We start from the raw sequence: 13,614 nt of genomic DNA on the forward strand, positions 1-13,614 counted from the left end.
GCGGCTGCTTACAGGCATAGCCAGGTTAAAATTGCAGGAGGCACGGCTAAGGAAGTATGTGTATCAAGAAATTCGCAGGAGGAAAATTCCGGAAAGGGGTGTCCGATACGACAGGCATGTTACCCTTCGGCTTTCTCTATACGTATCTGATCGGTATCCACTTGCACATGCAGCAGAAGCTGTCCCGGCTGTGTTGCCTCAATCCTGATGCCATAGAGTGACAAAGGTACAAAGGCCCTGATCTTAGCCTCCTGCGCAGCCAGTTCTTTAAGTAGTGCCTGCGACTCTGCAGTGTTTCTGTCGGCGCTTTCTTTGTTCTCAGCAAAGCGCCTCAGCGAATCAAAGTCCGCCTGCTGCTCCTCAGCCTGGGTAGCCTCCAGAGCCTGCGCCTTTCTGCGGATGTCATAAGTTGCTTTTATCCTCTCCCTAAGCTCTAAAACTCTGCTAAGGCAATAATAAAACTGCTCCTGTGTCATTGGTAGAAAAATTAAGGTAAGTTATACATGATGGGGCTGTAATGGTGAACCAGGTCCTCAAAGGTGATCAGCCACACGCGCTGCACCAGTGTGGTTCTTATTTCACCCACTACAACCGAGGCAACCAGGGACCAGGTAATGCTTTTCCACTGCTTCCTCTTTCTCGAATATAGCAGAGTAGAAACGGCACCCTCCCTCCCTCTTGGCTGTGCAGTTGTATGGAGCTGCCACAAATAACCCCGTCATTCGGCAACTGCCTGGCTGTGCTGCTAGAGAAGGAGATCCGGTAAATGTCATTCTGCGGTGATCGCCTCTTAATCAGCACCAGATCCTCATTGCTTTTGAACTCATTCCATTCCGCTGGGCTGTGCTCCCCCCTAAAAGCTGTGTATGGTAAACTGAACAGTCGCTGTAGGTATTTGTCATTTTTCATGGTCGAAGTTTAACAGCGGGGGCAGACAGCTCTGGCTGGGCGGTTTAGGTCATTGGGCTGGCTATGGGTTTGTGTAGCCCTATAACAAAGCACGAGCAGTGTTAGTTTAGATATCCACGGGTTCATTACAGAAAGCAGGAGAATATGTCCCTACCCTGCTCCAAATAGGAAAGAAATGCGGCCACAGGATGTGCCTTGGGACAGGCAGGCAGGCCCTTTTCAATTATAAACATCTTATTATCAACCATTTCTAGCTAACACGCTTGTGTAGCCGTATACCTAAGAAGGATAATAGAATACACCTTTTCCTGCCACTATGAAGACCAGAACCTTATTACTCACGCTGCTTACCGGACTGCTGACTATAGCCTCCACTTTTACCTTCGCCCAGACGACACAAGCCACTCAGGAAAACAAAACCGAGAAGCAGGAAGCAAAAGAGCAGGAAAAAGCAGCTAAACAGCGCCTGGATGACACCTCAGACTTAAGAAAAAAAACTAAAGCTGATGCCCGGGTTGCCAAGTCAAATGCAAAGGAAGCGAAACGCATTGACAAGGAAGCTGCCTATGCGGCTAAACAAGCGAAACGCGCCGACAGAATGGAAGCAAAGGCACAACGGAACCGTGCGGAAGCCGACAAGCAGGCTAAGAAAGCAGCCAAGGCAACACGCAAGGCAGACAACAACTAATGCACGCTTATTCCAACTCTGCAATGAAAAATAAATATCCCGTGGGATCTATCGTGTATGCCAAAGTTAACCCTGGCCTTAGGCTGGCGGTGAGGCGCTACGTAAAGCGCGTCTATTACTGCACCAACCTGGCGCATCCCCTGGAAAAGGAGCTTGTATACTTCGAGCGTGAGCTTATGGACGACAGGGCTGCAGCAGGCTGTTAACTAAACAAGTATAACCCGCTTTTAAAACAAGAGTGTATCTGATTGCGTTCTAGTGCGCTGATTTATAATCATTACCCAGTAGCTTCGGGAAGAACAGCATAATTTATAAACCAGATAATTGTAATTGGCAGCGTGCGATCATTCTTTTGAAAAGGAATGATCGCACGCTATCTATATACACCTGCCATTTCACCAGAAGGGCTAACCAGAATCAAGAGAAGTCCAATCCCATTCCTAAAGTTGCGCTAGTTAAGCGTTCATCCCAGGGACTTACATGACCATAGTCCTACTAATAGGTAGAATTCATACTTGTAGGCCAGGAAGCTCTCTGCCCTGCAACTTCATCTTCCGTCTCACACATTCCAAAGGACGCGGCAGAGTCCTGCTTGTTTTTAATGCGTCTCCAGGTATGCTGAAGTATAGGGATGTTCCTTGGCAACACCTTCACTCATGATGTGCAGAACCGTCCATCCCCTCTCCTTTAAATAATCTGAGATGATGGCGCGATGGCACCGCCACCACACCGCCTCGGAGCACATGTAAGCCGCTCGCTGCTGACTGGCCAGCGCCGTCAGTTTCGCTATCCCGTCCGCGAACTCCATCGTTTCCGAGTAGTCGGCATAGCCCCGGAAAGACGCGCTTCTCCAGGCCATATTGGCGGAGTCTGGCCTCGGCTTTCTGCGGCCGCCTAACTCCACCGCCGGCACATACCTGATGCCCGCCTCCGGCAGGTATACTTCCAGCGCCTCTGCACTGAAGTGAGGGTACTTTCTGGAGCCGGGATACCGACGCACATCTACCAGCACCTCTATCCGGAAGGATTGCAGCGCCGCCACAAATTCCTCCGCGCTTCGGGTAGAGTGGCCAAAGGTCCAGATGGTGTTTTTAGCTTGCGTCATTCTTGTTACCTATCCGGCTGTGGCTGCTTTTAGTGGTGTAAATAGGAAAGGGTAGCCTCTTGTGAAGTGCCAAGTGTAGCCTGCCTCCGAGCCCTTCGAAGTATGATCACCGGCTTTGAATTCATACTATACAGGTGCGTTAGATTACCTCTAAAACGTAGGCCATAGGCTTTACCGGGCAGGTTTAGAGACAGCGAGCGTGAGCAGGAAGACAGACTCCTCGAGGGCAAACACGCTGTGCGGAATGCCCGCATGAAGTGCCAGCATCTGGCCCTCTCCTATCTCAACCGTCTGCTGCTCCGTCGCAAACCGAATCCTCCCCTCCAGCACCTGCACAGTAATGATGCCGGGAGCGGTATGGGTCTTCATCTCCGCACCCTGGTGCAGGCCAACTAACACGAGGCGCATGCCATTCGTCTTGAAGATCGTAATAGCATTGCGGTCGCTGTTCTGCCAGGCCTGCTCCTCCTTAATCTGCCTCCTGAACGAAGTGAGGTCCATATCTACCAGCGGCGCGTCCAGCGGGCGATCCCCTTCCGGGCGTTGCGGCGTGGCCTCATTCGACTTCTCCACTGGCAGGGCAGTATCTGTGGAGCCTGAAGCCGCTTTTTGCTGCAGCGCCTGTATCAGTTCACTGGTTGCCCCTTCGCTGTAGATCCCGTACCCGTCCACCAGCGTGCCCTTCACGTTATGTTTTGTGGAAGAGATGGCATACACCACGGCTTCATCACCCGGGTCCGATATACCCTCGAAGCGAAAGTGCCTGTCTACCACAAACTCATGGGGGAAGATCCGAAGGGAGTTGCCGTTACAGACCAGGCAGTTAGCTTCCAGGTTGAAATCTACGGTATAGCCTTCCTGCTTGAGCTTGCTCAAAACTTCTGATACGGTGGTCATGGTGTCCATAGGTGCTGCATTATGTGGTTGTTATTCGCAATAATATAACTCAGTACTCCTTACGTGTAGCGCTCTACTCCATGTATATGCTAAACGCTGGCCTAAGGTTATTTTCGGTGATTTATACTTGCCGTAAGCTTGCCGCTTATACTTTTCCTATGCCACTTCACAACCCACCCCGGCGCCTGGAGGAGCATCGTCTGTTATACTTATTACCTTTGGATCGGGCTATACTTTTACAGCATTTATGAATCGCGCCCTGGATTTTACTTACTGTCTGAGAGTCGAATCTTACTCCGCCGTAGGCGCAGGTTTTACAGGCGGGTTTTGCTTGTTTTTCAGTTCTATACCGCTAAGGACACGGCTTACGTGGTTTGCCCTGGAAATCATATCATAGGTTTCCGTCACCATTCCCTGATCGATCGCCTCTTTAAAGCGCAGCAGTTGTTGAATATAGGCATCGAGTGCTTCGGATACATGGCCGGCGTTTTGCCTGAAGATGGGGGCCCACATGGCCGGCGAGCTCTTTGCAAGCCTTACGGTGGAGGCAAATCCGCTCCCTGCCAGGTTAAAGATGCTTTTCTCGTCTTTTTCTATCTCCAGTACCGTAAGCCCCAAGGCAAAGGAAGTAATATGGGAAAGGTGCGAGACGAAGGCGAGGTGCCGGTCGTGCGCACGTGCGTCCATATGAACGGTTTCCATCTTTAGGCAGGCAAACAACTCTTCTGCTGTTTCTACAGCATGGGCATCGCTGTCTGCGGCGTTGCAGATGATATTGACCTTATTATCGAAGAGCCCGTGGTGCGCCGCGCCGGGGCCGGTATTCTCCGTACCTGCAATGGGGTGGCAGGCTACAAACTGCTTCCGGCGGGGATGTTTCTCCACTGCCTGGCAGATATGTTCCTTCGTGGACCCAACATCCAGTATGATTGTCTTATCGCTGGCAAGTTCTAAAAGACTTAAAAGAATGGCGGGAGCTACATCCACCGGCGTGGCCAGGATGATCAGGTCACATCCCCGGGCCAGGTCTGACAAACTGCCTTCTTCCTGTAAGATGCCTGCCTGTTTTGCAACCCGAACATGCTCCGGATTGCTGTCTGTGCCTATTACGCTGCTAGCAAAGCCCCTTTGCCTCAGGTCCAATGCCACGGAGCCTCCAATGAGCCCCAATCCTACGATTCCGATTTTCATTTCTTTTCTGTTTTGATGTTCTATAATGATTTATTCAGCTTAATGCTATAACAACCCTTAGTCAGTGCGCAGGAAGCCGTTATACTTTAACTCAGGTGTTCTCTGTTCCTGCTTTTCCTGCTCTTTTTCAATCCTGTTGCTAAACAAAAAAGAGTCCGCCGGTTGGGGACTCTTTCTAGGTAATGTGCCTGCTTTAGATTACCATAGATGTCCCTTCTCCTTCCTGAAATAGAAGTAGTAATAGTAAAAAGGGTAATATAGGGTAAGGTTCAGCTTCATCATGTCGCATAAAAAAAGCCTCCGTTCGGGAGGCTTGTGTAAGATGTATTTTTCAGCACACAGGTCAGCCACCCTTATGACATAAGGTATGATAATAATAGCTGGCGTATGCTGTATGCTGGTGTGTAGTGCTCATTTCTGTAGGCAATGTATCACAATAATCCATACTATCAAATTCACCACCTGTTTATTTCTGCACAGTAAAATTGGCCCCTCAAGGGGAAAGTTTATACTTTAGGCAGCCCTTATACTTTATAACAGACCCTGCCGCAAGTTTAGCGTTAGCGTAACTTGTGGCAGCGCATGAAGCCAGTTTATAACTGGCGAAAGTATCAGAATGAGTATAATGCCATTTATGAACTGGCTTTTATACTTACCACCTTTACCGCTTCGCGCAGACCTGCGGTATAATGAGGTGTAATTATGAAAAACCAGCAATGGCTGATACATAGCGCTACGTTATACTTCCTGAGCAGTCTATTAAAAAAGGAGACTTCGTTCGTATAGGCCAAAAATAGCATGGAGCGAACATCAGAGCCCGCTCCACGCTATGGTTTTCTGAAGGGCTTAAAGCCCTTGCTGAATCAGGCAATCTCCTTACGCAAAAATTTTAGGATAGTCCTGCGCTTCGGGTATAGCGTGAATTTCGGGTAAAGCGGGTATCTGTAAAGTATAAACAGCAACAAAAAACCCAACGCCGCCATCACCAGGTAACCGTACAGCTCTTTAAATGACACTAGCATTACATGGCCCTGCAACTGTCCGAATAGCGCTCCCATATCCACCTGCTGCAACTTATAGTTTACACTGTCTAGTCCTGAAGACAGGAGCATAAAGTTCTTCGCTGTCAGCACGTTCAGGAAATGGTGCAGAACAGCCGTTCCAAGCACGCCCCCAAAGCCGGCGCTTACAAAAGCCTGTATCGATAACGCCTGCCAAAAGTGTTGGAAAGGCACTTTCACGAGGTTGGTCAGCAGCACGATAGAGATGATCACATAGCCGAAGTTCCTGAAAAAGATAGGCACGAACAGCATTTCCCTGACAGTGGTGTAATCGATCAGGAAATACATCAGCAGTAAGTATAAAACCAGGGCGGAAAAGCCGATCAGGAACATACTTTTGTAGGAATGTTTCTTCAGCGCAAAAAAATAATAGGCAAAAAAGGCTCCCACAAGCACCCCGGCCCATCCAAACCAGTTCATCGAGATCAGATGCCCGGCATCGTAGTGCAGCACGGCTTCCAGGTAGATATGCTCGATCAGGTGCGCCGGCGCTAAAAAAATATCCACCATGATGTATAAAAAGAACGTCATGTAAACGGCTTTATACTTGAAGGTCTGGAGCGAGATAAAGGGGTGCCTGATAAAGGAAGCCCGCCAGAAATTCAGGAATAAAAGTATAGCCAGAATCACCACCGCCGTCCGGATCTCGAAGGACTGGAGCCAGTCGTAGTGCTCGCCATAAATGCAGATAAAGTTGATGGTCAACAGGATCAACCCCCACATCAAACCACCCAGCCAGTCGATGCCAAACAGCGGGAAAGGTCGCATCATACGGTTATTGTTGAATAGCAGGATCGTGACCAGCATCACCAGCAGCAACAGCCCGGTGGATGTACTGCCAGTTCGAAAACAGCGCCACGTAAATACCCGAGATACCGGAAAGCAGGATGCTGCTCTGCACCAGCAAATAGATGTAGCAGAAAAAGACCGACAGGTCGCGCGTGGGCGTTAGCCACAGCTGTATGCTGGAGTTGCACTCAAAGGTAGCCCACATCCGGAAGATGCCCGCAAAAAAACAGGTTGCCACCAGCACCGGAAGGTTGTGCGTAGAGATGGCGATAACATTGCAGATAATGAGCGCGCTGCTGCAGACCAGGAAAGTATACCTGGACGTGAACCGCATTTTCAGCCGCAGCATCACCGTAAAAGTCAATGCCATCCCGATCATGGAGGCATACCCGGCCATCAGGATGTCTTCGTGCAGTAAGGCCGTGCCTCCTACCATTTCGTTGGCCGCCGCCAGGTAAATGCCGCCCGAAAACTGAAAGATGATCACAAAGAAAATGAGCAGCCAGGGCTTCCACTTCTCGGGCACTACGTTGTTAATGGCAGGTATAGAAAAAGGTCCTTGATGATGCATAGAAAATTATGAATTATAAATAATGACTGATGAATGCGTCGCAGGATGGATCATTCATCAGGCAGGAGGCCAAAGCAGGCTTTAATTGTAGGACTGACTGTAAATGAAGCAGCAGGACAATGGAAAGTATGACAGGTTGCCTTCAGTATGTAAAAAAATTACTGCTTTAACCCTTTTCTTTTGTCACACTTTCCTTTGCCCGGCCACCTAGTACTGCACCAGGCACTCCACGTTCATACCGGCGCGCAGTCTGTTCAGCAGCTCCGCACTTTCCTTTGCAAACTCAATCCGAACCGGGATGCGCTGCTCCACTTTCACAAAGTTTCCTGCCGAGTTATCCTGCGGGATCATAGAGAAACTGGCACCTGTGGCACCGGAGATGGATTTTACCACGCCCTTCAGCTTCGCGCCTGGCAGCGCGTCCACCTCAATCTCCACCGACTGGCCTTCCCTGATATGGTGCGTCTGTGTCTCCTTATAGTTGGCAACGACCCACTTTTCGTTGTTGTCCACCACATCCACGATCGTCTGGCCGGGCTGTATCAGCTGCCCTTCCTGTATGTTTTTTCTGCCTGTGTAGCCATCGGTGGGCGCTACAATAACGGTGTAGGAGAGATTGAGCTTGGCCAGGTCAAGGGCTGCTTCGGCGAGCTTGATAACGGCTTCGTTCTGCTCCAGCCGGGTGTTATGCTCGTTCTTTACCGAAACCATCGTTTGTTTCTGCCGCACCAGCGTCTGGTACTTTGCCTTCAGGGATTTGTAGCGTGTCGACACTTCGTCGAACTCCTTCTGCGTGACCGACTCCTGCGCCAGCAGGTTTTTGTAGCGCTTGTAGTCTTTTTCGGCGTTGTCGAGCAGTGCCTTCACTTCGGCTATACTGGCATCCGAAACCGAGACGTTGTTCTGAGCCGTGCTTACAGACGAGGACACGACCATTTTACCGGCCAGTGCATTCTGGTAGTCTGCCTCGGCCTGCGCCAGGCGAAGTATAAACTCAGCGTCTTCGATGATGGCCAGCGTATCACCCTTTTTAACCGGCTGGTGCTCTTCAAAATACACAGCCTTCACAAAGCCCGGCACCCGCGAATTAACCGGTACGATCAGTTGCTTTACCTGGGCGTTATCGGTGTACTCCACGTTGCCCAGGTGGATGAACCTGGAGCTTACCCATACGATGCCACCCACCACTAATGTAATCACTACAGCATTGTAGATCAGCTTCTTTGTTCTATGTCTCATTTTAATGTTCGGTTTGATGTGTTATAAAGTGCCTGTTAATTTCTTAAGGTTGTAAAAACTGAAAAGGATGTTGATCTGGGCGTTGGCCGCCTGCAGCTCGGCATCGATTTTAGCGTTCTGGGCGTCCAGCATCTCCGTGATCAGCACCAGCTCGTCCAGGTAGCGGTTCCGGATAACGGTGTAGTTCTCGTTGGCCAGTTCCTGGCTTTTCAGGTGGGTGTCGTATACTTGGAAGGTCTCCTGGTAGCGGATGTAGGCGGCGTGGATCTCCTGGAACAGGTTATCTTTCACCAGCTCGTTTTGCTCCAGCACCTTCTGCATGCTCAGCTGCGCCAGGTTAACCCTGCTGTCGGCTTTGTAGAGGGAGGCGATGTTATACGTCAGGCCCACCCCCAGATACCAGTAGTTGAAGTTCTTGTCCAGCGGCGGCACTTCGATCACGACCGGGCCATCAAGCTTGTTTGCGGCAAAGGCCACCACCTGCGGTTTCTTGTCTGCCCTGGCCAGCGTCTCCTGGTTTTTGGACTGCTCTGCGCGCAGGTCCAATTGCTTCAATACCGGGGCATTGGCTACCGCCAGGTCCTGCCAGTAGTTCGGGTCGGCCTGGTAATTTGGCGCGATCGTTTGCAGCTCATCTACCTGAATGGTGGTGCCTTTTGGCAAATTAAGCGCTGTGGCCAGCTCGCTGTTGAGGATGGTGCTGCTGTTCTCCAGCTTTACCAGGTTCAGCTCCAGCGATTTCAGCTGCAGCTCGTAGCGAGTAATATTGCTGCGCAGCGCCAGCCCCTGCTTATACTTGGCGTTGATCTGTTCCAGCAGCTTCTGCGTCTGGCTGATGCTGTTCTGCAGCACCTGCTTCTGGTTCTCCAGCTTGGCCATCTCCAGGTAATAGCCGGCCAGCAAAAACCGGATGCCCTGCCTGTCGTTGTCTTTTTGCAAAGCCGCGACCTGCTCACCTAGCTCCGCGTTTTTAATGGTGGCATCCACGGCGCCACCGGCATAGATCACTTGCGAGGCCTCGATAGCGAAGTTGTTCCCAAAATGCGGCATCGGCGCTTTCAAGCCGTTCGAGAAATCACGGTCAGCGATCCAGCCATCGCCCAGGTAGCTGGCTGAAACTGAGGCTTCCAGCGAGGGCAGGGCCTTCTTTTTGGCATCCGTTACCGCCGCATCCGCCAGCTGCCGGTTATAATCCGAGATCTTAAGCGCGCGGTTCTTTGCCTCTGCCATCTCGAATAAGTCTTCCAGATTGAGTTTCAGCGCTGCGGCATTCTGGGCAGACAAAGGATGGGTACTTACCGTTAGAAGTAGCAGGAATAGAAATAATTTCCCGTGTTGCATGTATGGATTGTTTAGAAGCTATAGTATTAAAACCGGGTGCAAACTTCCGGAAAAAAACCCGCCACCTACTGTTCCACAATTAGACTAATTTGGTTTAATTTGAACATCGCGCCCTAACACGAAGCCTCCCATGAAGTCAGGAATAGATATAAAAACAGATGCTGAACTATTTGAAAATCAATCCTACTTTAGCGGATTAAGGAAGAGGGTAAACAGCTTTTACCTGAACAATGGCGGCATCAGTAGCTTTATCGGCACCTCTGTGTATCTCAAGTCATCGATGTTTATTTTGGTTTTAAGTGGAAGCGGCCGGCTGCAGATCAACTTTAAGGAGTATGAGCTGGAGCAGGATAACATGCTGCTGCTCTCCTTCGGGCACTTCTTCATGTTCACGCATGTAAGCACAGACTTCCGGTGCAAGTGCCTGTACATCGGCAAGGAGTTTAGCGATGAGATGTACTCTACCGACATGCTCTACAAGCGGGTGAAGTACGGCGTCAGGATGCACAGCATCCCCGTGCTGGACCTGAACCCGGAGAAGGCGGGACTGCTTAACAAAAGAATGCTATTTACGGAGGAGATGCTGGCCGAGCCGACGCACAACTACTACAAAGAGATGGTCCTGAACGCGCTGCTCATCTTTTTACTGGACCTTAGCAACATCATCGAGAACGAGCGTTCTATCTCGCAGCGGCCAAACCTTTCCCGCGACGAGTTCATCATCCAGTCCTTTATCGAACTGCTGGCCGACCATTACAAGACAGAGCACCACGTATCTTTTTATGCCAACCAGCTACACATCACGCCGCACTACCTCACGCTGGTAGTAAAGCGGATCACGGGCCAGACGGTGGCGAACTTTATCTTCCAGATGCTTTACAGCGAGGCCCGTCTGTTACTGCAGCAGCCCCGGTTGTCGATTCAGCAGATCGCGGATATGCTGCATTTTTCGGATCAATCGGCCTTTGGCAAGTTCTTCCGGCGAAAGAGCGGGCTATCGCCCAGGCAGTTCCGGAAGGAAAGGGAGATACTTTAACACCTTTTCGCCAGCAGTAGCGGAAAAGATGGCGTGCAACCGACCCGCCGGCTACGTATCCCCTTTTCTCAGTAAGAGCATTAACAACCGAAGCCTTTTTGTAAGATACTTTTCCTGTTTTTCATCTTTTCCTGAAATACTGGTCTGCTTGCAATTATTCGTGCCCTGCTTCAGTTGAACCCTTATATTTATGTCGGAATCTCTTGTTGGTAGAATCAGGTATGGCCTTTCTAAAAGTACAATTACTATTACTTCGGGGTGTTATTGCTTCTCTCTCCTGTCTTTTCCTCTTTTCCTGCCAGGAGGCAAGGCAGGATAATTTGGGGGAGACGAAGGTAGCGGAGGTGGAGGAGCACGGCAGGCTGCGCATTCCGGTCCCCGCCTACTTCACCCCAGACAGCGCCCGCCAGCTGGGCCGCCACCTCGACTCCATCTTCACCCACCTTCATAAGCGCAAAGGCTTTAACGGCACGGTGCTGGTCACTAAGTATGACCAGGTGGTGTATACGGGCGCCTTTGGCTATGCCGACTTTCAGCGCAGGGACTCCCTGCACACGCAGACCGCTTTTCAGCTGGCTTCCGTGTCGAAGCAGTTCACGGCCATGGCCGTAATGATGCTGCAGGAACAGGGCAAACTGCAGTATGACGACAGCGTGCAACAGTACATCCCCGATTTCCCCTACAGCGGCATCACCATCCGCCAGCTGCTCACGCACCGCTCAGGTCTATCGAACTATACTTACTTCAGCGACGAGCTCTGGCCCGACCGGAAAGTGCCGATCACCAACGACGATGTGCTGGGCCTGATGGCTACGCACCAGCCGCCGGTATACTTCCAGCCAGACAAGCGCTTCGACTACAGCAACACGGGCTATTTCTTACTGGCCTCTATCGTGGAGAAAGCCTCCGGGGTGCCCTTTGCCACCTTCCTGCAGAAGAGAATCTTTGCCCCCCTGCAGATGACGAACACGTTCACCTTCAGCGACAGCCTGGTGGCGCAAACGGATAAGGTAGCTACCGGACACACCGGCGGCAGGCGGAAGCGGTGGCCGGATTACCTGGATTACGTGTTGGGCGACAAAGGCATGTACTCTACTGTGGAGGATCTGTATAAGTGGGACCAGGCGCTGTACACGGAGAAGCTGGTGAAGCACGAAACGCTGCAGAAAGCTTTTACCGGCACGCGCCAGGAAAGGAAAAAAGACGAGGACTACGGGTTTGGCTGGCGCATCAAAGAGCTCAGCAACGGCGACACGGTGGTGTACCACGGTGGCTTGTGGCACGGCTACGCCACCTACCTGCTCCGGAATCCCAAAGACCACAGCGCCCTGATTATACTGAGCAATGTGCCCAACGGCAGCTTCAGGCACCTGAAGGAGATAGAGCAGTTCCTGTACCCGGAGCAAAGCGGCGGCAAGGAAGAGGAGAAGCAAATCATCGTCGCCAGCGCCAGGAAAGACTAACTGTTTCGGTCGCCGGATAGAACAAGCGCCCTTTAACGGACTTTAAAGTAGGATGCTGGGAGCTGAGTTGAGGCCGCCGGTATGTATACTTTATACTTGCGCCACGGCTCTTTCGCGCGCCTGCGCGTTCCTGTAAAGTATACCTATTACGGCTACGGCCACCAGGGCCATTCCTGCCCAGGCCGTAACGACAATTTCGGGGAAAGAGGCAGGATACAACTCCCGCTGCTTCAGTATGATGCCATAAAATGCCCAGATGGTAACGAGTCCCACAAACGAGTTATGCCGCGCCAGCACCACAAACAGGGTCAGCAGCGTGGCTACCACCAACATCACGACCGTCCAGAACTCAGGAGAAAGCCCAAAACCATCCCAGCCCACGCCCACCAGCATGGCACTGACGTTGGCAATAGTGGCAATACAGATCCAGCCAAAGTATAAACTAAGCGGAAACTGCGTGCACCACCTGGAGGCAGCGGGACGTGCAGGATCAAAAATACCAATCCTTAGCTGCATGCCCACCAGCGTTAGGAGTTGCATGAGCATCAACACAACTGACAGCACCAGCAGCTCATGCACCCAGGCGATGGTCCAGGCGCCAGTGGCCAGGTTGTTAAGTATAAACAGATAGCCTAGCCGCTGCACATCGCGGTTGGCCTCAAGGGTGGCACCCGCCTTGAAAGCCATTATCAGGTGATAGATACAGAAGATGATCAGCGCCAGGTAAATAAGGCCCCAGATGGAGAACGTGATGCTTGCCGGTGTAAACAGCGTCGGGTACTTATCCGACACATCCCCAATTGTCTGGCCGCTCAGCAGCTTGAGCTGGGTTAGCTGCGAGGGTACCAGGTGCAACAGGAAAAACACTGCGTTAAGTATGGCGAGGGCTCGTATCTTTTTCATAATTCGGAGAATCTGCTACAAGGGAATTATACTTGCTTCATCTATAAAATCTGCCTGTTTATATAATTTCCGGATTAACTATAACGCCAGCCTTTTGCTTCCATTAAATAAGCGCTACTTTTGCGGCCGATTTCAGGGGATGTCACATCTAAACCGCCGCTCCGGAATCGCGACGCAACCAGTATCCTACTACAAAAAATAAAACCATGAAAAAAAATGTAAAAGCCCACCTCGGGCTTATCCCACTACGCCTGCTCCGGCAGTATATCTGCCAGCTGCCATCCGTAACCCCGTTGGTCTCCGGCTCCTTCACCGTTAAATAGGTAACGTAATATTGCCCCAAGCGCGCCTCCCCGGGATCATAATCTTATAATCCTTAGGTGGAATTATATAAAACTCTCCGGAAGAGCACCGGCTACTT

Annotated in this window: 13 protein-coding genes; 4 read left to right on the forward strand and 9 right to left on the reverse strand. The window is 51.0% G+C overall.

The features are described from left to right. Nucleotides 1–119: 119 nt before the first annotated feature. Nucleotides 120–476 carry a hypothetical protein gene (locus tag OH144_RS08480; protein ID WP_266205866.1) on the reverse strand — a complete coding sequence of 119 codons (357 nt, stop codon included), beginning with the start codon at nucleotides 474–476 and terminating at the stop codon, nucleotides 120–122. Nucleotides 477–1,225: 749 nt separating this feature from the next. Here OH144_RS08480 and OH144_RS08485 point away from each other — a divergent pair. After that, nucleotides 1,226–1,597 (forward strand): hypothetical protein, encoded by a 372-nt coding sequence (locus OH144_RS08485; RefSeq protein ID WP_266205867.1) that lies wholly within the window; start codon nucleotides 1,226–1,228, stop codon nucleotides 1,595–1,597. 23 nt (nucleotides 1,598–1,620) lie between these two features. Beyond that, complete coding sequence (locus OH144_RS08490; protein WP_266205868.1) at nucleotides 1,621–1,803, forward strand: hypothetical protein; 183 nt, start codon at nucleotides 1,621–1,623, stop codon at nucleotides 1,801–1,803. Nucleotides 1,804–2,195: 392 nt separating this feature from the next. On the opposite strand, the gene OH144_RS08495 is transcribed toward OH144_RS08490, so the two are convergent. From OH144_RS08495 to OH144_RS08525, 7 genes are all read right to left on the reverse strand, one after another. Further along, complete coding sequence (locus OH144_RS08495; protein WP_266205869.1) at nucleotides 2,196–2,702, reverse strand: DUF488 domain-containing protein; 507 nt, start codon at nucleotides 2,700–2,702, stop codon at nucleotides 2,196–2,198. 171 nt (nucleotides 2,703–2,873) lie between these two features. Further along, nucleotides 2,874–3,608 (reverse strand): cupin domain-containing protein, encoded by a 735-nt coding sequence (locus OH144_RS08500; protein ID WP_266205870.1) that lies wholly within the window; start codon nucleotides 3,606–3,608, stop codon nucleotides 2,874–2,876. 282 nt (nucleotides 3,609–3,890) lie between these two features. Next, the gene (locus OH144_RS08505; RefSeq protein ID WP_266205871.1) at nucleotides 3,891–4,790 is read right to left on the reverse strand and encodes a prephenate dehydrogenase; all 900 of its coding nucleotides are present in this window, start codon (nucleotides 4,788–4,790) and stop codon (nucleotides 3,891–3,893) included. Between the two features lie 863 nt (nucleotides 4,791–5,653). Continuing rightward, on the reverse strand, nucleotides 5,654–6,622 hold the full coding sequence (locus OH144_RS08510) for an MFS transporter (protein ID WP_266205872.1): 969 nt from the start codon (nucleotides 6,620–6,622) through the stop codon (nucleotides 5,654–5,656). 4 nt (nucleotides 6,623–6,626) lie between these two features. Then, the gene (locus tag OH144_RS08515; RefSeq protein WP_266205873.1) at nucleotides 6,627–7,211 is read right to left on the reverse strand and encodes a hypothetical protein; all 585 of its coding nucleotides are present in this window, start codon (nucleotides 7,209–7,211) and stop codon (nucleotides 6,627–6,629) included. A gap of 207 nt (nucleotides 7,212–7,418) precedes the next feature. After that, nucleotides 7,419–8,450: an HlyD family secretion protein gene (locus OH144_RS08520; protein ID WP_266205874.1), complete on the reverse strand. Its 1,032-nt coding sequence runs from the start codon at nucleotides 8,448–8,450 to the stop codon at nucleotides 7,419–7,421. Nucleotides 8,451–8,471: 21 nt separating this feature from the next. Beyond that, nucleotides 8,472–9,791, reverse strand: a complete 1,320-nt coding sequence (locus OH144_RS08525; RefSeq protein ID WP_266205875.1) for a TolC family protein — start codon at nucleotides 9,789–9,791, stop codon at nucleotides 8,472–8,474. A 130-nt stretch (nucleotides 9,792–9,921) separates the two neighbouring features. Between OH144_RS08525 and OH144_RS08530 the strand changes: the two genes are divergently transcribed. Both OH144_RS08530 and OH144_RS08535 read left to right on the forward strand, forming a co-directional pair. After that, a complete protein-coding gene (locus OH144_RS08530; RefSeq protein WP_266205876.1) occupies nucleotides 9,922–10,827 on the forward strand; it encodes an AraC family transcriptional regulator in 906 nt (301 codons plus the stop codon). Between the two features lie 320 nt (nucleotides 10,828–11,147). Continuing rightward, entirely contained in the window at nucleotides 11,148–12,290 is a 1,143-nt protein-coding gene (locus OH144_RS08535; RefSeq protein WP_266205877.1) for a serine hydrolase domain-containing protein, read from the forward strand. A 90-nt stretch (nucleotides 12,291–12,380) separates the two neighbouring features. Here the strand turns inward: OH144_RS08535 and OH144_RS08540 are convergent, their stop codons facing one another. Next, the gene (locus OH144_RS08540; RefSeq protein WP_266205878.1) at nucleotides 12,381–13,193 is read right to left on the reverse strand and encodes a hypothetical protein; all 813 of its coding nucleotides are present in this window, start codon (nucleotides 13,191–13,193) and stop codon (nucleotides 12,381–12,383) included. Nucleotides 13,194–13,614 lie beyond the last annotated feature (421 nt).

Source organism: Pontibacter kalidii, assembly GCF_026278245.1.
In the GTDB taxonomy this organism is placed as follows: Bacteria; Bacteroidota; Bacteroidia; order Cytophagales; family Hymenobacteraceae; genus Pontibacter; species Pontibacter kalidii.